20 protein-coding genes are annotated in these 20,100 nt (G+C 67.4%); 14 read left to right on the top strand and 6 right to left on the bottom strand.

The genetic code is table 11. From position 1 onward, the window contains the following. The first annotated feature begins 39 nt into the window (after positions 1 to 39). Positions 40 to 1,857 carry a thiamine pyrophosphate-requiring protein gene (locus AB0O71_RS03910; RefSeq protein WP_363742260.1) on the top strand — a complete coding sequence of 606 codons (1,818 nt, stop codon included), beginning with the start codon at positions 40 to 42 and terminating at the stop codon, positions 1,855 to 1,857. Continuing rightward, positions 1,844 to 3,232: an aldehyde dehydrogenase family protein gene (locus tag AB0O71_RS03915; RefSeq protein ID WP_363742263.1), complete on the top strand. Its 1,389-nt coding sequence runs from the start codon at positions 1,844 to 1,846 to the stop codon at positions 3,230 to 3,232. Before AB0O71_RS03910 ends, AB0O71_RS03915 begins: the two co-directional genes overlap by 14 nt. Positions 3,233 to 3,344: 112 nt before the next feature. Here AB0O71_RS03915 and AB0O71_RS03920 read toward each other — a convergent pair whose 3' ends face one another. Next, a complete protein-coding gene (locus tag AB0O71_RS03920) occupies positions 3,345 to 3,515 on the bottom strand; it encodes a CsbD family protein (RefSeq protein ID WP_363742266.1) in 171 nt (56 codons plus the stop codon). A gap of 222 nt (positions 3,516 to 3,737) precedes the next feature. Between AB0O71_RS03920 and AB0O71_RS03925 the strand changes: the two genes are divergently transcribed. Both AB0O71_RS03925 and AB0O71_RS03930 read left to right on the top strand, forming a co-directional pair. Beyond that, entirely contained in the window at positions 3,738 to 5,015 is a 1,278-nt protein-coding gene (locus AB0O71_RS03925; protein WP_363742269.1) for a ferrochelatase, read from the top strand. Positions 5,016 to 5,300: 285 nt separating this feature from the next. Then, positions 5,301 to 5,519, top strand: a complete 219-nt coding sequence (locus tag AB0O71_RS03930) for a hypothetical protein (protein WP_363742272.1) — start codon at positions 5,301 to 5,303, stop codon at positions 5,517 to 5,519. A gap of 16 nt (positions 5,520 to 5,535) precedes the next feature. Here the strand turns inward: AB0O71_RS03930 and AB0O71_RS03935 are convergent, their stop codons facing one another. The 3 genes from AB0O71_RS03935 to AB0O71_RS03945 all read right to left on the bottom strand — a co-directional run bounded on the left by AB0O71_RS03935 (position 5,536) and on the right by AB0O71_RS03945 (position 6,855). After that, positions 5,536 to 6,030, bottom strand: coding sequence for a MarR family transcriptional regulator (locus AB0O71_RS03935; protein ID WP_363742276.1), 495 nt, complete (start codon positions 6,028 to 6,030; stop codon positions 5,536 to 5,538). Positions 6,031 to 6,149: 119 nt separating this feature from the next. Then, a complete protein-coding gene (locus AB0O71_RS03940; RefSeq protein ID WP_363742279.1) occupies positions 6,150 to 6,614 on the bottom strand; it encodes a BLUF domain-containing protein in 465 nt (154 codons plus the stop codon). 1 nt (position 6,615) lies between these two features. After that, on the bottom strand, positions 6,616 to 6,855 hold the full coding sequence (locus AB0O71_RS03945; protein ID WP_363742282.1) for a hypothetical protein: 240 nt from the start codon (positions 6,853 to 6,855) through the stop codon (positions 6,616 to 6,618). Between the two features lie 1,036 nt (positions 6,856 to 7,891). Here AB0O71_RS03945 and AB0O71_RS03950 point away from each other — a divergent pair. From AB0O71_RS03950 to AB0O71_RS03970, 5 genes are all read left to right on the top strand, one after another. Beyond that, positions 7,892 to 9,427: an SDR family oxidoreductase gene (locus AB0O71_RS03950; RefSeq protein ID WP_363742711.1), complete on the top strand. Its 1,536-nt coding sequence runs from the start codon at positions 7,892 to 7,894 to the stop codon at positions 9,425 to 9,427. Positions 9,428 to 9,493: 66 nt separating this feature from the next. Beyond that, positions 9,494 to 10,021, top strand: a complete 528-nt coding sequence (locus AB0O71_RS03955; protein WP_363742285.1) for a MarR family transcriptional regulator — start codon at positions 9,494 to 9,496, stop codon at positions 10,019 to 10,021. Positions 10,022 to 10,132: 111 nt separating this feature from the next. Further along, on the top strand, positions 10,133 to 11,662 hold the full coding sequence (locus AB0O71_RS03960; RefSeq protein ID WP_363742287.1) for an MFS transporter: 1,530 nt from the start codon (positions 10,133 to 10,135) through the stop codon (positions 11,660 to 11,662). A 34-nt stretch (positions 11,663 to 11,696) separates the two neighbouring features. Continuing rightward, on the top strand, positions 11,697 to 12,023 hold the full coding sequence (locus AB0O71_RS03965) for a biopolymer transporter Tol (RefSeq protein WP_363742290.1): 327 nt from the start codon (positions 11,697 to 11,699) through the stop codon (positions 12,021 to 12,023). Between the two features lie 80 nt (positions 12,024 to 12,103). Beyond that, positions 12,104 to 13,219 (top strand): FUSC family protein, encoded by a 1,116-nt coding sequence (locus AB0O71_RS03970; RefSeq protein WP_363742293.1) that lies wholly within the window; start codon positions 12,104 to 12,106, stop codon positions 13,217 to 13,219. 253 nt (positions 13,220 to 13,472) lie between these two features. Here AB0O71_RS03970 and AB0O71_RS03975 read toward each other — a convergent pair whose 3' ends face one another. Together AB0O71_RS03975 and AB0O71_RS03980 are read right to left on the bottom strand one after the other, a co-directional pair. Next, positions 13,473 to 14,453, bottom strand: a complete 981-nt coding sequence (locus tag AB0O71_RS03975; RefSeq protein WP_363742296.1) for an LLM class flavin-dependent oxidoreductase — start codon at positions 14,451 to 14,453, stop codon at positions 13,473 to 13,475. Between the two features lie 88 nt (positions 14,454 to 14,541). Next, positions 14,542 to 16,308 carry a biotin carboxylase N-terminal domain-containing protein gene (locus tag AB0O71_RS03980; RefSeq protein ID WP_363742299.1) on the bottom strand — a complete coding sequence of 589 codons (1,767 nt, stop codon included), beginning with the start codon at positions 16,306 to 16,308 and terminating at the stop codon, positions 14,542 to 14,544. Between the two features lie 120 nt (positions 16,309 to 16,428). Between AB0O71_RS03980 and AB0O71_RS03985 the strand changes: the two genes are divergently transcribed. Genes AB0O71_RS03985 through panC form a run of 5 tightly spaced genes read left to right on the top strand, consistent with a single transcriptional unit; the run spans position 16,429 to position 20,099 of the window. Next, entirely contained in the window at positions 16,429 to 16,884 is a 456-nt protein-coding gene (locus AB0O71_RS03985; protein WP_363742302.1) for a MaoC family dehydratase N-terminal domain-containing protein, read from the top strand. Continuing rightward, a complete protein-coding gene (locus tag AB0O71_RS03990; protein ID WP_363742305.1) occupies positions 16,881 to 17,306 on the top strand; it encodes a MaoC/PaaZ C-terminal domain-containing protein in 426 nt (141 codons plus the stop codon). Before AB0O71_RS03985 ends, AB0O71_RS03990 begins: the two co-directional genes overlap by 4 nt. Beyond that, positions 17,306 to 18,496 (top strand): UDP-N-acetylmuramate dehydrogenase, encoded by a 1,191-nt coding sequence (locus AB0O71_RS03995; RefSeq protein ID WP_363742713.1) that lies wholly within the window; start codon positions 17,306 to 17,308, stop codon positions 18,494 to 18,496. The genes AB0O71_RS03990 and AB0O71_RS03995 overlap by 1 nt, the downstream gene beginning before the upstream one ends. A gap of 8 nt (positions 18,497 to 18,504) precedes the next feature. Then, complete coding sequence (locus AB0O71_RS04000; RefSeq protein WP_363742308.1) at positions 18,505 to 19,230, top strand: DUF2520 domain-containing protein; 726 nt, start codon at positions 18,505 to 18,507, stop codon at positions 19,228 to 19,230. Then, the gene (gene panC / locus AB0O71_RS04005) at positions 19,227 to 20,099 is read left to right on the top strand and encodes a pantoate--beta-alanine ligase (protein ID WP_363742311.1); all 873 of its coding nucleotides are present in this window, start codon (positions 19,227 to 19,229) and stop codon (positions 20,097 to 20,099) included. The genes AB0O71_RS04000 and panC overlap by 4 nt, the downstream gene beginning before the upstream one ends. The last annotated feature ends 1 nt before the right edge of the window (position 20,100 follow it).

The raw sequence follows: 20,100 nt of genomic DNA on the forward strand, positions 1-20,100 counted from the left end.
CGCCGTCGTCCACGTACACCGAATGAGGAGGTCACACCAGTGGCGCAATCACAGCAGCGAAGCACCGTGGCGGACGCGATCGTCGACCGCCTCTCCGCCTGGGGAATCGAGCGCTTGTACGGGTACTCGGGCGACGGCAATAACCCGTTGCTCGGGGCGCTCAACCGTGGCACGCGCGCGCCGCGCTTCATCCAGGCGAGACATGAGGAGAGCGCTGCGTTCATGGCGGTCGGTGACGCGAAGTACACCGGTGGTGTCGGCGTCGTCACCTCGACGCAGGGGCCGGGCGCGATCCATCTGCTCAACGGGCTCTACGACGCGAAGCTCGACAGCGTTCCGGTCGTCGCGCTGGTCGCGCAGCAGCACCGCAGTGTACTCGGCTCCGACTACCAGCAGGAGGTCGACCTGCAGACGCTGTTCCACGACGTCGCTGCACCCTTCGTGCAGCTCGTGAGTTCACCCGAGCAGATCTATCTGGCGCTCGATCGAGCCTTTCGATCCGCCCTGGCCCGGAAGCAGCCGACGGTCGTCATTCTTCCGCACGACGTGCAGGAGGCCGATGCGCCTGAACTCGGCCAGGAGCACGGCCACGTGGTCACCGCACCGCTCTCCACACGCGGAGTGCCACGGCCGCTCGCGGAGGATCTGGACGCCGCAGTGGACGTGCTCGCGGCGGGAGAGCGCATCACGATCCTCGCGGGTCGCGGGGTGGCGCATGCACGGCCCGAGGTGCAGCGTCTCGCAGACCATCTGGGTGCGGCCCTCACCACCAGCCTGCTCGGAAAGCCGTATATCGACGAACGGCTGCCGCTCGCAGCCGGAACCATGGGGCACCTCGGCACCGACGCGTCGGAGTTCGCGCTGCAGGAGTGCGACACCCTGCTGATCGTCGGCTCGAACGACCCGTGGACGGAGTTCTACCCCGCGCCCGGCCAGGCTCGCGCAGTGCAGATCGACATCGACGCCGCGGTGATCGCGAATCGGTACCCGGTCGAGGTCGGTCTCGTCGGCGATGCTCGAGACACGGTTGTCGCGCTGCTCTCACGACTGGAGCCGCGCGGAAGCACGCCGTGGCGCGAGAGCGTCGAACGCAGCGTGCAAGAGTGGCGGGAGACGGCGCGGCTGCGCTCCGAGGTCGCGGCGCCGCCCCTCAACCCCGAGTTCATGGTGCGCGAATTCGGAGCGAGACTCACGCCCGAGATGCGCCTCTCGAGCGATGTGGGCAGCTGCGTGTACCACTACGCGCGCCAGATTCGCCTGCCCGGCTCGATGCAGGCGCACCTCTCGAGCACCCTCGCGAGCATGGGCTGCGGCGTGCCGTACGGCATCGCCGCGAAGGAGACCGGTTCGGCACGCCCCGTCGTGGTGCTGGCCGGAGACGGCGCGATGCAGATGCTCGGCAACGCAGAGCTCATCACCGTTGCGCAGCGGTGGAGCAGCTGGGAGAACCCGCAGTTCGTGGTGCTGGTGCTGCAGAATCGCGATCTGGCCGAGGTGAGCTGGGAGCAGCGGGAGATGGGGGCGCAGCCGCGCTTCGTCCCCTCGCAGGAACTGCCCCAGTTCGCCTACGCCGACTACGCGAAGCTGCTCGGATTGCACGGGATCCGCGTCGACGCGCCTGACCAGGTGCCCGCGGCGTTGGACGAAGCTTTTCGCGCGGACCGGCCAGTCGTCATCGAGGCGATGGTCTCGCCGCATGTGCCGCTGCTTCCGCCCTTCGCCGCTGCGCGGGAGAAACTGCGGCCGATGCGTGAGGGCTTGCGCGCAGAAGGTGAACGAGGCGGCGAGGCGCTTCGGCTGTTGGAGGAGTACGAGCGGATCAGTACCGAGAGAAAGGGCGCACGTGCGCACGAGTGAGACCATTGCGACCACCACGGAAACACTGCACATCACGAACCCGAGCGACGGGTCGCACGTGGGGAGCATGACCACGAGCAGCGACGAAGAGATACGCGAGGCGATCCAGGAGGCTCGCGATGCCTTCGCCGCGTGGAGGAGCACGCCGGCCGCTCAGCGCGGTCAGGCGTTGCGGGCGGCGGCGCACGCCCTCGCAGAGCGTGAGGCTGAGGTCGCAGAATTGCACCACCGCGAGACGGGTCGTGACGTGGAGAGCGCGTTGGGAGGCGTGCGGGCAGCGGTCGATACGCTGCTGCAGTACTCGGAGCTCGCGCCGGTGCACCGTGGCCGGAGTCTGCTGGGGGCTGGCACGGCTCTCGACGCCATGCGTCCCGAACCTCGTGGGGTCGCCGCCATCGTGACGCCGTGGAACGATCCGATCGCGGTGAGCGCGGGCCTGCTCGGCGCGGCACTCGCCATGGGCAACACCGTCGTCCACAAACCGAGCGAGCGGTGCCCGCACCTCGGCGCGCTCCTCGGTGCGATTCTCAGCGAGCACCTGCCCTCTGGGGCGCTCGCGACCGTGACGGGTGGAGCTCGTGAGGGGGAGCTGCTGGTCGGGTCGCCGGAGGTCGACGTCGTTGCCCACGTCGGATCGACGCATGCAGGCGAGAGGATCGCGCGCAGCGTCGCGCTCACGGGAGCGCATCTGGTGCGCGAGAACGGCGGAAACGACGCGCTCATCGTCGACGCGGGCGTGCCGGTGCAGTGGGCTGCCGAGCAGGCCGCGATCGGTGCGTTCACCAACAGTGGTCAAATTTGCACGTCGGTTGAGCGCGTGTTCGTGCATCAGGAGATCGCAGACGCGTTTCTCGAAGCGCTCGTCGCCGAGACGGAGCGGTGGAACAGAGAGGGTCGCGTGGGGCCACTCGTCGACGACCGTATGCGCGACTCGGTGCACGAACAGGTGCAAGCGGCGGTGGATCGCGGCGCGCGCCTGCGCGTCGGGGGCGTCGTGCCCGACGGTGCCGGTAGTCGGTACCCGGCCTCCGTGCTCACCGACTGCACACCCGACATGATGGTGATGCGCGAGGAGACCTTCGGGCCGGTGGCGCCGGTGATGGTCGTCGCGGATTTTGCGGAAGCACTCGAGCGCGCGTCGGCTGACGAGTACGGGCTCTCTGGCTCGGTGCTGACTTCGCACATGGGTCACGCTCATGAGGCGATCGATCGTCTGCGGGTCGGAACCGTGAAGATCAACAACGTGTTCGGGGGTGCTCCGGGAGGGGCAGCTCAGCCCCGTGGCCGGAGCGGCGCGGGGTTCGGGTACGGCCCCGAGCTGCTCGACGAGATGTCGACCGTGAAGGTCGTGCACCTCGAGCCGGTGCCTGAGTAGTGCCGCTCGGGGGAGCCCGAGACGCGACAGAGGCGCGAAGCTCACGCTTCGCGCCTCTGTCGGTTCGGCACCACCTGCGTAACTCCAGGTGTGCGCTATCGCAGAACGGCGATTACTTCAGTGCGTCCTTTGCCTTCTCAGCAGCCTGCTTCACGTCGGCCTTCGCCTGATCCGCGCGTCCCTCTGCCTCGAGCTTTTCGTTGTTGGTCGCCTTGCCAGCCGCCTCTTTCGCCTTGCCGGCGAAGTCTTCGGCTGCGTTCTTGATCTTGTCGTCGAGTCCCATGCAAAGCACCTTTCGTCGGTTGGACCAGATCGGCACTGCGAGCGCCGCCTCACTGCGATGGGATCACCGCGAATCCAACGGTTACTTTCTAACACATAATCTTTGTAATTTACAGAATGTCGGAGATTCCCAGTTGCGATGCTGTCTCGGGCGGGAGGCTGGGAGGGGCGTTGATAGATCAGATCTATGCTGAATGGAGCAGGACTGACGGGAGGATCCGAAATGGACAGTAGTGACGCATTGTTGGGCGGGAGCGGGACTGAAAGCGAGAGTGCTGCGGGGCCTTCGGCGTACCGACCGACGGGTCGGCGAGAGACCAAGCCGCCCGCCGCGACGACGGTGCACCTCGCTCCGGGCGCCCGTGTACCGAGTGCCACTTCGGCCACGAAGGATGGGCCGGAGCACACCTCGGTGCCCTTCGCCTACGATGCGATCCTCCTCTCGGGGTTCGGCGGGCCGGAGGGTCAGGACGACGTGCTGCCCTTCCTGCGCAACGTGACGCGCGGGCGCGGGATCCCCGATGAGCGACTCGAAGAGGTGGCGCATCACTACCGGCACTTCGGCGGTGTGAGCCCGATCAACGATCACAATCGCGAGTTGCTTGCGTCGCTCCGCGTAGCGCTGGAGCGGGCGGGTCTCGATCTCCCGGTGTACTGGGGCAATCGCAACTGGGCTCCCTACCTCGACGAGGCGCTTGCAGAAGCGGCGAGCGACGGGGTGCGTACGATGCTTGCGATCCCTACGAGCGCCTACTCGTCGTACTCGTCGTGCCGTCAGTACCGCGAGGACTGGGCCGACGCGCTCGAGAGCACGGGTCTGCAAGAGTCGCTGAGCATCGACAAGGTGCGCCAGTTCTTCTCGCACCCGGGGTTCTTGCAGCCCTTCATCGAGGGTGTCCGTGCGGGCGTCGAGCAGGCGCTCTCGGCCGGCAACGACGCCGACAAGATCGAGATCATGTTCGCGACGCACAGCATACCGACCACCGACGCCGAACTCTCGGGCGCCGGTCTCTTCACGGACACCGACGGCGGAGGGTATGCGGCACAGCATTTGGCTGCCGCGGCAGAGATCATCAAGCGGGCCGCGCCAGAGAGCTCGTGGCAGCTGGTGTACCAGTCGCGGTCCGGCCCTCCGTCGCAGCCCTGGCTCGAGCCCGACATCAACGACGCGATCACCGAGCTCACCGGCCGCACCGCGGTGGTGATCGTGCCACTCGGATTCGTGAGCGACCACATGGAGGTGATGTGGGATCTCGACGAAGAGGCGACGGAGACCGCGACTGAGCGCGGCCTCTGGGTGACGCGCGTGCCCACGCCTGGCGTTCACCCCGCGTTCGTCGACGCACTGGTCGATCTCGTGCAGGAGCGCGTGGAGGGGCGGCCGGTGGAGCAGCGCGCAAGCGCGACCTCCATCGGGCCCTGGTTCGATGTCTGCCGGCCAGGATGCTGCGAGAACCCGCGACTCGGGTTCAAGCCCGCGATCGCGGGCTTGCAGCCCTAGGCTGCCGACCGACAAGCGCCGTCCTGCTCACGTTCGCGAGGCGGCGGCGCCTCTGTCTGTGCTCGAAACTTGGATGTGGTTTAAGAAAGAATTAAAGTCAACTTCTTACCTTTCACGGCGCGTCGCGTGACGTGGCGAAGAACTCCTGGCACGCTACCGGAGGAGTCGGTGACGGCGACTTTGATCCGCGGACCACTAGGGAGGTGCGCGGCGACCCATCAATGGCGCACCGGCAGGGCTTCACCTAACGGTGTGCCCGAAAGGAGACGTTCGTTGCAATACCCGATGAGTCCCAGTGAGCTTGCCGAAGAACTCGGCCACACCCCCGGCGTGCATCCCGGGCACCGAGTGCGCAAGTTTCTGCGCCTGCGGTATCCCGATCACCCGAGCCACCAGCCGTGGGTGCTCGATGAAGACATGGCGAACGCCGTGCGCGCGCACTTCGAAGTGCGCAATCACTTCGACCGACGTGCAGGTCGTCGCCCGCGATTGCTCGATCGCTAGTTCGACCGCGTCTCGTTCACGCTACGTCGTTCAGTGCTGCGGTGAGATCTGCGAGAACGCGAATCGTTGTCTGAGCATCTGCGGCAGTGATGCCGTTCGCGGCTGAGATCAATGCGGCGTGATGCTCTTCGAATGCGGCGTCGACCTCGTTGACCGCGACGCCCGTGGGCTTCAAGAAACGTGCGCGTCGATCGGTCGGGTGCGGGTCGCGTGTCACCAGCGACTTCTTCACGAGGCGATCGATCACGTTCGTGACGTTCGCGCTCGAGGTCTTCAGTATGGTGATGAGGTCTTTGGGGCTGATCGGCTGGTCGTTGCGGTCGGCCTGCACGATGTATCGCAGGGCTCGTAGATCCTGACTGTGCAATCCCGAGTGATCGAGCGACCGCGCCTCTTGTCGCTGCTGGGCCGCTCGGAGCTGCTGCATCGCGGTGATGAGCGCGCGCCCGGAGTCCGTGATGGGCTCAGAGGAGTAGAGATGCTCCGCTTCGCTGCTGACGATGCTCTTCACGACACTTCCTTACTGCACGTATTCTTGGTCCCTTGACCATTTTAAGACAGATTTTAATACAGAACACGACTAGTACAGGCGGAACGAACTTTCTGCGGTGCGAGCCGCACTGTCCCGTGTCAGCGAGCCGAGCGCACCTTGAACCAGAAGGCGAGCTCACGAGCGGCCTGCGCGGTGATCACGTCATCCGCGCCCTGCGCGAGATCGGTGAAGGTGTCACGGAAACCCTGGGGAGCCGGACCGTCGGGCGTGCGCATGCGGTGGTACCCCATGGTCCAGCTGGAGAACTGACGCTCGGAGATCTGCTCATCGATGAGGATGCGAATGTCTCGATGCCTCGGGTCGGCCTCGATGTCAGACATCAGCTCGGCGAGATGCGCCTCGCTGCCCTCGAGGAACTGGACGAAGCTGCCGTTGCGATACGACAGCATGCCGGTCACCCCCAGAGCGTCGTTGCGGGATCGCGCCTGCAGCAGCAGCGCGTCGAGCTCCGCGTCGCTGAACGGGTGCACGGCAACGCTCGAATACACCAGTGACTGCAACGTCTCGGTGCGGGTGGGGGAAGAAGCGACATCGCTCTGCATATCAGGCGGCTCCTGTCTGGTCGAGTGCGTCTGCGGACGCGGCGTTCAATGCCGTCATCGCGCCATCGAGTTCGTCGTACTGCCCGATCGGGCGGGAGAATTGGTCGCAGACAACATACCGCCCCGATTCTTCAACATCGATGAACCCGAGAAACTCCCCGTCGCGGCTGCCCACGAAGAAATCGTCTTCGATTCTCGCCCACGTGATCGCGTGCGCGGGGCGGTTCAACATGACACTCATTGCTTACCTTTCAAAATGCCATCGACATGAAGTCGCACAGAACACGATGGGTGACAGCGAGGGGACGGCGTGCAGCATCCGTTGTCATCTTAACGCCGCTGCTGCTCGCGCGGGCCTGTGTTTTCGCCACCTTGTGGACCCTGCCGAGAGCGCGCTACCGTCGCTCACAAGCAGGACAGCGTTGGCACGGGAAACGTCACAACATCGCGTGAAAGACACTTCGGAGGATGCGACGAACGCGAACGCGAATGCAGGGGCGCTGCGGCGCCTGGCCTGGTGGCTTGCCGATTACGCCTACGCCCTGCGGTGGCAGGCCCGTGCGCTCTGGGATCCTTCGGGTCCTCGTGACTTTCTGAGCGGCTCGGGATCGCCGGTCGTGGTGATTCCCGGCGTGTACGAGCCGTGGCGGTTCATGCTGCCGCTGATTCGGCAGTTGCATCGAGACGGTCACCCAGTGCACGTGCTGGATCCGCTGCGCAACAACCGGGTTCCGGTGAGCGACGGCGCGCAGATCGTTGACGACTACCTCGCGGCCGCCGGGCTGGCCGACGCGGTGCTCGTCGCCCACAGCAAGGGCGGGCTCATCGGCAAGCATGTGATGGCGTTCGGGCAGCACGCGGATCGCGTGCGCAAGATGGTGGCCATTGCTGCGCCGTTCGGCGGCTCCCGATACGCGCGATACCTGCTCGGCCGCACTCTGCGCGCCTTCTCGCCGGTCGACCCGACCATCGTGCTGCTCGCCGAGGCCCCGCAGGTGAACACGAGGATCGTTTCGGTCTACGCGCGTTTCGATCCGCATATTCCCGAGGGCAGCGGGCTCGCGGGTGCGCGCAACGTGCTCGTCGAGACGGGCGGGCACTTTCGCATTCTCGAAGCTGTCAAGACCGTCGCGGTGGTGCGCGCTGCCGCGGATGATGGTGACGAGGCCCGAGAGCGCGCAGCGTCGGGCAAGGAAGCGGGGGACCGGATGAAGGGGGATCAGTTGATCGAGGATCGGGTGAAGGGCAGTGCACAGCATGCGGGTGGCGACGAGAGCCTGAGTGCCCCGACCGGCCAGGAGGCGGCGCTTCGTGCGATTCCGCGACCCGACGGGGAAGCTCCGCGAGTACTCGTACTCGGCGCGACCGGCTACCTCGGTGGTCGGCTCATGCCGCGACTGCTGAATGCGGGGTATCGCGTGCGCACGCTCTCGCGCTCGGAACAGCGAATTCGGGCGTACCCGTGGGCGGAGGAGACCGAGATCGAGGTGGGGGACGCCGGCGACGCCGAGGCGATGACGCGTGCGGTGCGCGACATCGACATCATCGTGTACCTGGTGCATTCGATGTCGAGCGGTCCGAGATTCGCCGAGCAGGATCGCGAGATCGCCGAGAATGTGGCGGCCCGAGCGCGAGAGGCCGGGGTGTCGCGCATCGTGTATCTCGGAGGTCTGCACCCTGAAGGTGTGCGTCTGTCGCCGCATCTCGCCTCGCGGAAGGAGGTGGGGGAGATCCTGCTCGCCTCTGGGGTGCCGACGCTCGAACTGCAAGCGGGGGTGGTGATCGGCTCGGGTTCTGCGTCGTTCGAGATGGTGCGCCACCTCACCGAGGTGCTGCCGTACATGCCGGCCCCGAAGTGGGTGCGCAATTTCATCCAGCCGATCGCCGTGCGCGATGTGCTGCATTACCTGCTCGCCGCCGCACGCGTCGAGGGCGACGTGAACCGGGCGCTCGACATCGGCGGGCCCGATGTGCTGCGATACGGGCAGATGATGAACGGCTATGCCGTCGAAGCCGGGCTGCCCCAGCGCGGGATCGCCTCCCTGCCGGTGCTCACCCCGAGGCTCGCCTCCCACTGGGTGGGGCTCGTCACCCCCGTGCCGACATCGATCGCGCGCCCGCTCGTCGAATCGCTGCAGCACCGCTGCGTTATGCAGAATCACGACGTCGATGCGATTCTGCCCCAGCCTGAGCAGGGTCTGACGTCGTACCGAGAAGCCGTGCGGCTCGCGCTCGGGCGCATTGAAGTCGACGGCGTGGAGACGAGTTGGGTCGACGCCCGTGTCTCCGCCCCGAGTGAGCCGTTGCCGAGCGACCCCGAATGGGCGGGGCGAACCGTCTTCACCGATCGCCGCGAGCGCGAGTCCTCGGCCCGGCCCGGCGCCGTTTGGTCAGTGATCGCGCAGATCGGCGGCGAGACCGGATGGTACTCGTCGCCGCGGCTCTGGGCGTTGCGGGGCTGGTACGACCGCATCACCGGCGGCGTCGGGCTGCAGCGGGGGCGACGCTCGAAAACGCGGCTGGTCGTCGGTGACGCGGTCGACGTGTGGCGCGTCGAGACCGTCGATCCGGGTCGGCTGCTTCGGTTGCGCGCGGAGATGCGAGTGCCGGGACTCGCTTGGCTCGAGCTGGGAGTCGAGCCGACGGCGAGCGGCTCGATCTACCGGCAGCGCGCGGTGTTCTTTCCGCGAGGGCTCACGGGGCGGCTCTACTGGCTCGCCATGCTGCCGTTCCACGGGCTCATCTTCAGCGGAATGGTGGCGCGAATCGTCGGCCTTGCGGAGGAGGAACTGGCGCGCGACGAGGCGAGTTGATGCCACAGGAGTGCTTCAGCCGCTGAATTGCACATGGATTGTGTAATATATGGAGCATCGCCCGGCATGGCATGGCGTGACGAGGGAGGGAAGACGATGCCGCAGAACATCATGCGCAACGAATCCGAGCATCTGTACGCACCGGAACCGGCGTCGGAGCCGGGGAGGGAGCTCTCGGCCGCGCTGCTCCGCATGCGTCGAGCGGAGCAGCGGCAGGAGGCCCGAGCGCTCGGTCTCTCGGGTCTTTCCGGCATCGACCTCCGTGCGCTGCGGTACATCGTGCAGGCGTCGCGAGACGGCCGCAATCTCGGACCGAAAGACCTGATCGGCATGCTCGGTACCTCGAGTGCCAACGTGACGAACGTGGTCGATCGTCTCGTGAAGCGGCGGCTCGTCTCCCGCGTCGGGCATCCGACCGATCGCCGGGCGCATTATCTGCAGCCGACGGAAGCGGCGTTCGCTGAAGTCGACGCCATCTTCATGCATCATCATGCGGCGCTCGTCACCGAAATCGATGCCATCGATCCTGCAGACGCCGCCGCGGCAGCGCGGGTGCTCGAGCGACTCACGCGGGCGCTCGATACCCTCGGCTGATCTGTTTCGCAGCGCACCCGCTCCTCAGCCTGCTCCTCAACCCAAGACTCAGACCATCATTCACGGTCTCGCATTCGCCTTCGACAGATGCGAAATCCGAAGGAGGACCGAATGCCCACCGCTCCCGACTCGAACGGCGCCGGAGCCTTCTGGCGCGCCTGGCTCTCACGTTTCTCCCCGAAGCGCCGCGAACCCCGACGTCTCACGGTCGACGACGTGCATGTGGTCGACCGCCCCATGCTGAAACGCGCCATCGCAGGAACCGTCGTCGGCAACCTCATGGAGTGGTACGACATCGGCATCTACGGCTACCTCGCGGTCATCATCGGACGGGTATTTCTGCCCGACGCATCGGCCGGGGCGCAATCGATCTTCTCCCTCGGGGTCTTCGCGGTCACGTTCGTCGCGAGGCCACTCGGCGGCATCGTGCTCGGCCAGCTCGGCGACCGAATGGGGCGGCAGAAAGTGCTGGCCTTCACACTCATCATGATGGCGGCTGCGACCTTCTTGATCGGCGTGCTCCCCGACTTCTCCGTGATCGGAGTCTTCGCCCCGATTCTCCTCATTGTGCTGAAACTCGCACAGGGCTTCTCCACGGGCGGCGAATACGCGGGAGCCACGACGTTCATCACCGAGTACGCGCCCGACCGCAAGCGCGGGTTCTACGCCTCGCTCCTCGACATGGGGTCGTACCTGGGATTCGCCATCGGCGCCGCGTTCGTCTCGATTCTGCAGCTGACCGTGTCGGCCGAGACGATGGAGGGGTTCGCCTGGCGCATTCCGTTCTTGGTCGCGCTGCCCCTCGGGCTCATCGCGATCTACTTTCGACTCAAGATCGAAGACACCCCGGCCTTCCGCGAAGCGCGTGACGCGGCGGATCGCGCCGCTGACGCAGCAGAAGCCTCGGTCGAGGCGCCGAAGGGGGTGATCGCCCTGGTGCGTGCGTACTGGCGAGAACTGCTCACCGCCTTCGTGCTCGTCGCCGCCGCGAACACGGTCGGATACGCGCTCACCTCGTACATGCCGACGTACCTCACGCAGACGCTCGGGTACGACGACGTGCACGGCACGCTGCTGACGCTGCCGGTGCTCGTCGGCATGGCCCTCTGCATTCCGCTCACGGGCAGGCTCTCCGACCGCATCGGACGCCGCAAGGTGCTCTTCATCGGCGCGATCACCGCGATCGTCCTCGCCGTTCCGGCGTTCCTCGCCATGATGCACGGTGAGACCTGGTCGACACTGCTCGGGCTCGTACTGCTCGCCGTGCCGGTCGCGTTCTACGTCGCGAATCTCGCGTCCTCGCTCCCCGCCCTCTTCCCGACCTCGTCTCGATACGGCGGCATGGGAATCTCCTACAACCTCTCGGTCGCGCTGTTCGCGGGCACGGCTCCCGTGATCATGGAATCACTCGTGCAGCTCAGCGGATCGGCTCTCGCGCCGGCGTTCTACGTGATCGGCACTTCGATCGCCGGCTTCATCGCCATAGTCCTCCTGAAAGAATCGGCGCGACGGCCGCTGCCCGGAGCCATGCCGAGCGTTGAAACTCCGGCAGAGGCGGCCGCACTCGTCGAGGGTCAAGACACGAACCCCGATCTCGACCTCGACGAGCTGTTCCCCGAGCGCACTGCGGATCAGGCGTAGCCGTGCACACCGAACGCGATCCTGCACCGCCCTCATGACCGCACCTGAGCGTCCCGGCCCCGAGCGTCCCGGCCCCGAACGCACCTCAGATGGCCGCTACATCATCGTGGGCGGCCGTCGCTGGCGCGCTATGGACCCGGAACTTCCCGACCGTTTGGCCGAGCCGTTGAAGTCAGCGCTCGGGAGCGCCCGCTCTCGCATTCGCACTGCGCCGGACAATGCTGCACGTGAGACACTCAGGGATCGGGTGCAGCTCGCCAAGGAGGGGCTCGGTGAGCGCGGCACCGCATGGTGGGAGCTCGACCGCGATGCCCGCCTGGCGCGGGCGGAGGATCGGCTGCGGCGCCTCGATGACGTGTGATCGCAGTGCTCCGGTAGCACGTTCGGGAGGCTATCCCAAGGGCCTGTCTCGAAATCGCTTGGACCAGGCATTCTTTTTACGTGGTGAATGGTGAACAGGTCGAGACGTCACGCGTAGCGATCACGTTGCGGCGCGGGCTGAATATCGCCAAGCCGGTCTTCACGCGCTTTCGGCTCCTGCTCGCGCTCAAAGCCGCGATCGGCGTGACCGCGGCATGGCTGATCGGGCGGGTGCTTCCCGGCGAACTCAACGAGTACGCCTACTACGCGCCGCTGGGTGCCCTGCTCGGCGTCGCACCGACGATCGTGAGCTCCGTGCGTACGAGCGTCGAACTCATCACGGGCATCGTCATCGGCCTCGGGATCGGCTGGGTGCTCGTGGCGACCGGCACGCCCTGGTATGTTCGCGCGCCGGTCGCCGCAGGCACCGGCATGCTCATCGCTGGTGTGCGCAAGCTCGGCGAGGGCCGGGCCTACGTGCCCATCGCCGCGGTGTTCGTAGTGATCATCGGCGCGGGCGACCCGGATTCGTACGTCGCCGGGTATGTCGCACAGTTCGGCATCGGCCTGCTGGTCGGAACGCTCGTCAACCTTGTCTTCATCCCGCCGCTCACCTACCGATATGCCCGCGCGCGGATCGCCGATCTGAAAAGCGATTTCGCCGCCGCCACCGATGACCTCGCGACGGTCCTCACCACGGCTTGGCCGCCGGATCGCGCCGACTGGCTCGAGGACGCCCGCAAACGGCAGCGTTCGGTCGACGACGCCGAGGAGCTGGTGCGAGAGGCCAAGGAGAGCGGGCGCGGCAATCCTCGCGCACTCTGGCGTCGGTACGATGCGTCGAGCGATGACGCCGACATCGAGGCGCTGCGGTATATCGGGCTCAGGCTCGCCGACATCTCGGATGCGCTGGGCGGTGCCATCTGGCATGAGCCGGTTGCGGTGACGATTCCCGACGAGGCGATCGAGTCGCTCGGGCGGGCGCTCGGCGAACTGGCCGAGTACATTCGAGCCTGGAACACCGGGGTCGATCTCGATGAGGCACGAGAAGAGTGCGCTTCGGCGGTGCGCGATGTGGGCGAGGTCTTTGCAGAGGCCGAGACCGAATCGGGCTTCGGCACCATCGTGTTCGCGCTTCGGAGCATGCTCGGGCGCATCAACGAGCGGATCGCGAACGCGCGCGCCGAGGAGGAGTGACGGGGCGGCGGTGCGGGGCCGTTCGCTACCGCTGAGCCGATCCACCGCCGGTCGGCCCGACCGCTGCCTGATGGGCCCACCGCCAATCGACCCGACCGCCGCTTGATGGGCCCGCCCCAACTGCGAGCGGGGTCACTTTCGGAGGGTGTCGCTCCGCTGAGATGGCGCAACACCCTCCGAAAGTGACCCGGCTCGCAGTTGGGGCGGGCCAGGCGGGCGGAGGGGCCAGGCGGCGGTGAGCGGCGAGGCGGGGCTACCCGGCGGCGGCGATGCGCACCGACTCGAGCTGCTCGGCGCGCGTCGGCGCGATGTGCACGGTGACGAGTTCGTCGACATCGGCGAATTTCGCGAACGCCTCGAGCTCCTCGCGCACGCGCTTCGCTCCGCCGATGGCGGTGTACTGCATCATGCCGCGGATCTCGCGACCGGCCGGGGTGTCGATGAGCTGCGACGCCTCATCGGCGGTGAGCTCCTGCTCCCGACCACGTGACAAGAAGCGGCGCACCCGGTCGACTTCGGCGCGTGCGAACAGCGTCTCGGCTGCGGCGTCCGTGTCAGCGGCCACCACGTTGATTCCGGCGCTCGCGTAGGGCTCGGGGTGGGCCTCGCTCGGCACGTACTGGGAACGGTAGTGATCGATGGCCGCTTTCAGCGCCTGCGGCGCGAAGTGCGACGCGAACGAGTAGGGAAGGCCGTACTGGGCGGCAAGGCTCGCACCGAACAGACTCGAACCGAGGATCGTCAACGGTACGCGCGTGCCGCGCCCCGGGTACGCGTTCACCGCCGTGCGCGGCAGTTCGTCGGAGAGGTAGCGCTGCAGCTCGGCGACGTCGTTGGGGAAGCCCTCCGCCGCCTCGTATGTGCGGCGAAGTGCTCGGAAGGTCGCGCCATCGGTTCCGGGCGCGCGGCCCAGGCCGAGATGAATGCGCCCCGGGTGCAGTTCGGCGAGCGTGCCGAACTGCTCGGCGATGACGAGGGGAGCGTGATTCGGCAGCATGACGCCGCCCGCGCCGAGGCCGATCGACGCGGTCTGCGAGGCGATATGCGCGATGAGCACCGAAGTCGCGCTCGAAGCGATCGACGGCATGTTGTGGTGCTCGGCGTACCAGATGCGGCGATACCCGCTCGCCTCAGCCAACCGTGCGACGTCGACCGAGTGTTGAAACGCGTCGGCGATGGTGCCGTCCGCTTCGACGGTGGCCAGATCCAGAATCGAAAGCGGGGTTGCAGTCATGGTGAGTGCAACCCCGCGTATTCGGCCACTATTCCTCAGCGCACGGCACAGCCGTACGCCGACAGCTGAATCAGGCCGGGTCGATGATTCAGGCCGCGTCGATGATCGACAGCAGCAGGTGCCCGTTCGAGACCGTCTGGCCGACCGGCGCGTCGACGCCCGCGACGACGCCCGACCGGTGCGCGTAGATGGACTGCTCCATCTTCATGGCCTCGAGCACCAGCAGCAGATCGCCCTCTGCGACCTCCTGCCCGTCTGCGACCGACACCTTCACCACGGTGGCCTGCATCGGCGCCGCGACGCCGTCCCCGGCCGAAGCGGCGATGCCGGCTCCCTTGGCGCGGCGGGGTGCGGGCCCGCGCGTGACTTCCTGGTCGACGAGGGGCAGCAGCGTGGCGGGCATGGTGACCTCGACACGGCGGCCCTCGACCTCGACGGTGACGCTGCGGCGCTTCGGATCCTGCGCGATCGGCGGCACCTCGCCCTCCCAGGGCTCGATGTCGTTCTCGAACTCGCGCTCGATCCACAGCGTGTAGACGCCGAAGGTGCCGTCGGGCGCGGTGAACGCGGGATCGCGCACAATCTTGCGGTGGAACGGAAGCACCGTGGGCAGGCCCTGGATCTCGAACTCGTCGAGGGCGCGCCGTGAGCGCTCGAGCGCCTCCTCGCGCGTCGCACCCGTGACGATCAGCTTGCCGAGCATCGAATCGAACGCACCCGAGACGACATCGCCCGAGGCGACACCGGTGTCGATGCGCACGCCGGGCCCGGCGGCCGGCTTGAAGAGCGTGACCGGCCCGGGCGCGGGGAGGAAGCCGTGACCGGCATCCTCGCCGTTCAGACGGAACTCGAAGGAATGCCCGCGGGGCTCGGGGTCGGCGTAGTCGATGGTGCCGCCCTCGGCGATGCGGAACTGCTCGCGCACGAGGTCGATGCCCGTGACCTCCTCGGAAACCGGGTGCTCGACCTGCAGTCGTGTATTGACCTCGAGGAACGAGACCGTGCCGTCGTTCGCCACGAGAAATTCGCAGGTGCCTGCACCGACATAGCCGACCTCGGCGAGGATCGCCTTCGACGCGGAGTAGAGCTTCTCGTTCTGCTCATCGGTGAGGAAGGGGGCCGGAGCCTCTTCGACGAGCTTCTGATGCCGGCGCTGCAATGAGCAGTCGCGGGTTGAGACGACGACCACATTGCCGTGCTGGTCGGCGAGGCACTGCGTCTCGACGTGGCGCGGCTTCTCGAGGTACTTCTCGACGAAGCACTCGCCGCGGCCGAAGGCCGCCACCGCTTCGCGCGTCGCCGACTCGAAGAGTTCTGCGACCTCATCGCGTTCGTAGGCGACCTTGAGGCCGCGGCCGCCGCCGCCGAACGCCGCCTTGATCGCGATGGGCAGGCCGACCTCATCGGCAAACGCGAGCACCTCCTCGGCGTTCTGCACCGGGTCGCTCGTTCCCGCGGCGAGCGGAGCGCCTACCTTCTCGGCGACGTGCCGAGCCGAGACCTTGTCACCGAGGCGTTCGATCGCGTCGGGGCCCGGACCGATCCAGGTCATGCCCGCATCCATGACGGCGCGCGCGAAATCGGCGTTCTCGGCGAGGAACCCGTACCCGGGGTGCACTGCATCTGCGCCGGATCGCCGCGCAACGCCCAGCAGCTTCTCGATCACGAGGTAGGTCTCGCCGCTCGTGGTGCCGCCCAGGGCGTACGCCTCATCGGCGAGCTGCGCGTGCATCGCGTCTCGATCCTGGTCGGCGTAGACGGCCACCGAAGCGATTCCGCTGTCTGCAGCAGCTCGGATGATACGGACGGCGATCTCACCGCGGTTGGCGATGAGCACTTTACGGATGCGCGACATGAGGTACAGCCTATTCGAGCGCTGGGGTCGAGCCTTGGATATATCGCACAAACCTTTTGCCGAATCGTTACCGGTCTCGGCCATCATGCCGGTCGGAAGCGTGCTCGCTACACTGGCAGCGTGGTGAATCCAGAGATCCAAGGCCGGGTGTATCCGTCGACAGCTCCCTATCTCGTCGGGCGCGAGAAGGTGCGCGAGTTCGCGCGCGCCGTGTTCAGCGCGTCGCCGCTGCATCACGACGCAGAGGCGGCTCGCGCGGCGGGCTTCGCCGATGTCGTGGCGCCGCCGACGTTCGCTGTGGTCGTGCAGGAGGCGACGCTCGCGCAGTTGCTGGCCGACGACGACGCCGGCGTCGATTTCTCCCGCGTCGTCCACGGCGACCAGCGCTTCACCTACACGCGGCCGATCGTGGCTGGAGACGAGCTGACCGCGACTCTGACGATCACCGCCGTGAAACAGCTGGGCGGCCACTCGATGGTGACCGCGTCGAGCAGCGTCGTCGATGCACTGGGCGAGCACGTCGTCACAGCGGCCTCGACGCTCGTCGTTCGCGCTGCAGAGGAGGAGACCGCATGAGCACCCCTGATTTCGCATCCCTCACCACCGGTGACATCGTCGCCGAGCGCGAGTTCGAACTGACCCGGGATCGCCTGGTGCGCTATGCGGGCGCATCGGGAGACTTCAACCCCATCCACTACCGCGATGACATCGCCGCCTCGGTGGGGCTCCCCGGTGTACTCGCGCACGGCATGCTCACGATGGGAATCGCCGCGTCGGTCGCGACCGATTGGCTCGGCGTCGCCGGCAGTGTGCGCGACGTGCAGTCCCGTTTCACCCGACCCGTGCCCGTCGACGCCGTTGACGGCGCGCGCCTCACGGTGACCGCCACGGTGGGCGCGGTCGACACCGATGCCCGCACGGCGCGGATCGACCTGAAGGTGACCTTCGACGGGGCGACCGTGCTGGGCAAGGCGCAGCTCGTGGCGGCCTTCGCGTGATGCTTCCCGAGATCGGACCGGAGCCCGCGGGTGACGGCACCCCGTTCTCGGAGCTCACGACCATGCGCGTGGGCGGACCGGCGGAACGAGTGCTCGTGGCGCACGCCACGGACGAGCTCGTCGCGTATGCGCAGGGGCTCTGGGACACCGACGAACCGTGGATGCTGCTCGGCGGCGGCTCCAATACCGTCATGAATGACGAGGGGTTTCCGGGTACCGTGCTGCTCGTACGCACGAACGGCATCGCGCCGGTCGCCGACGATGCGCTGCCCGACGGCAAGATCAGATTGCGCGTGCAGGCCGGCCATGATTGGGATCACCTGGTCGCGACCTGCGTCGACAACGGCTGGTCGGGCGTCGAGGCGCTCTCGGGCATTCCGGGTCTCGCCGGTGCCGCTCCGGTGCAGAACATCGGGGCGTACGGTCAAGAGCTCTCGGATGTGCTCCACTCGATCGAATTCCTCGATCGCGAACGCGGGCACGCCCGTCGCATCCCGGCCGATGCGCTCGGGCTCGCCTACCGCGATTCGGCGATCAAGCAGGGTCTCGAAGGGGTGGTCCTCTCGATTGACATCGTGCTCAGCGTGGGCGAGGAATCTCCGGGTCGCCGTGCGCACGCAGCGCCCGAGGTGCTCTCCGAACCCATCGCCTACGCGCAGCTCGCGAACGCGCTCGGTGTCGAGCTCGGCGAGCGGGTGCCGATCCGGGATCTGCGCGATTCGGTGCTCAAGCTTCGCGCCTCGAAGGGGATGGTGCTCGACGCCGACGATCGGGACACGTGGAGCTGCGGATCCTTCTTCACGAATCCGATCGTCACGGAGCATTTCGCGCGCGATCTGCCCGAGAACGCCCCCACGTTCGCGGTCCCGGCCCCAGAGCCAGAGGACGCGATCACCACGTTCGCGGAGCTCGAGGCCGGATTCCCGGTGCGCGTTCCGCAAGCGCCGCCCGAGCGCATGGTGAAGCTCTCTGCGGCGTGGCTCATCGACCAAGCCGGGGTGCGGCGCGGCTTCGCCCTGCCGGGGTCGGGAGCCGCCATCTCGTCCAAGCACACGCTCGCCATCACCAATCAGGGCGGGGCGACGGCCGAAGACGTGGCCGAGCTCGCCCGTTTCGTCGTGCAGCGGGTGCAGCAGGAGTTCGGCGTGATTCTCGCCCCCGAACCGAACCTGTACGGTCTCGAGCTGTAGCGCGGGCAATGCGCATCCAGGTGGTGGGCCGTGGCCGCATGGGCAGCGCGATCGATGGTGCGCTGCGTGCCGCGGGTGCCGCACTGCTGCCGATCGCTGGGCGGGGCGCTGATGGGGCCGGGGCTGACTTCGTGCTCCTCGCGGTGCCAGACGCAGCGATCGCGGAAGCCGCCGAGAGGATCGCTCCCGGGCCGATCGTGGGACACCTCTCGGGCATCACCACGCTCGCGCCGTTGGCCGAGCATGAGGCGTGCAGCCTGCACCCGCTGCTCTCGGCTGCGGGCTCCCGCACGCAGTTCGATGGTGCGTGGGCGGCGATCGACGGTTCCACCGAGCGCGCCGTGAGCGCTGCGGGAGAGATCGCCGGGATCCTCGGCATGCGCACGTTCCGAGTGCGCGACGAGGATCGCGCGGCGTATCACGCGTCGGCGTCGATCGCAGCGAACTTTCTCGTGGTGCTCGCGGCCACTGCAGAGCGGCTCGCAGCGACGGCCGGGGTGCCGCGAGAAGCGCTTGTTCCGCTCGCGGAAGGGGCCCTGTCGAACTGGGTTCGCCTCGGCGCCGGGCAAGCGCTCACCGGCCCGGTCGTTCGCGGCGATACTGCGACGGTCGCGCTGCAGCGCGCAGCGGTCGCCGAGCGCGACCAGCAGAGCGTCGCGCTGTACGATGCGATGGTGGCGTCGAGCCTGGCGCTGATCGATGAGGGCGCCGCAGCGGCCGAGGGAGACGAATGAAGATCGTACGCACGGTGAGCGAGCTTCGCGGCATAGTGCGCCAGGCGCGCACCAACGGAAGCGCCCTCATCGGCCTCGTGCCGACGATGGGAGCGCTTCACGACGGCCACCTCTCGCTCGTGCACGCTGCTCGACGCGACTGCGGTTTCGTCATCATGTCGATTTTCGTGAACCCGAAACAGTTCACGGAGGCCGCCGACCTCGAGGGGTACCCCAGACAGGAGGCCGCTGACACGGCGCTCGCGGATGCCGCCGGTGTCGATGTCGTCTTCGCGCCGGATGCGTCTGAGTTGTACCCCGACGGCTTCGCGACGACCGTGCACGTGACCGGCCCGCTGACGCAGACGCTCGAAGCCGCGGGCCGGGGGCCAGAGCACTTCGACGGCGTTGCCACCGTGGTCTCCAAGCTGCTCATCGCCGCGGGGGCCGATGCCGCATTCTTCGGCCAGAAAGACGCTCAGCAGGTGCTGGTGGTGCGGCGTATGGTCGCCGATCTCGGTATCCCGACCGACATCGTCGCCTGCCCGACCGTGCGCGACAGCGACGGTTTGGCGAAGTCGAGCCGCAACGTGCGCCTCAGCGGTGCAGACCGGGCGCAGGCCGTCGCGATCCCGCGCGCTCTCGAGGCGGTCGAAGCCGCCCTCGCGCTGGGGGAGACCGGCACCGATGCCCTGCACTCGCGCGCGACGACCGTGCTCACCGCCGCGGGCATCACTCCCGAGTATGTGGCGTTCGTGGACGCGCGAACGCTGCTACCCGCGACGGACATCGCGGAGCCGGTGCTGTGCGCCATCGCGGCTCGGGTCGGATCGGTGCGGCTCATCGACAACACGCTGCTCACCCTGCCCGACACGATCGAGGAGAACTGAC

It is taken from the genome of Leucobacter sp. NPDC077196 (genome assembly GCF_040687075.1).
Classification (GTDB): domain Bacteria; phylum Actinomycetota; class Actinomycetes; order Actinomycetales; family Microbacteriaceae; genus Leucobacter.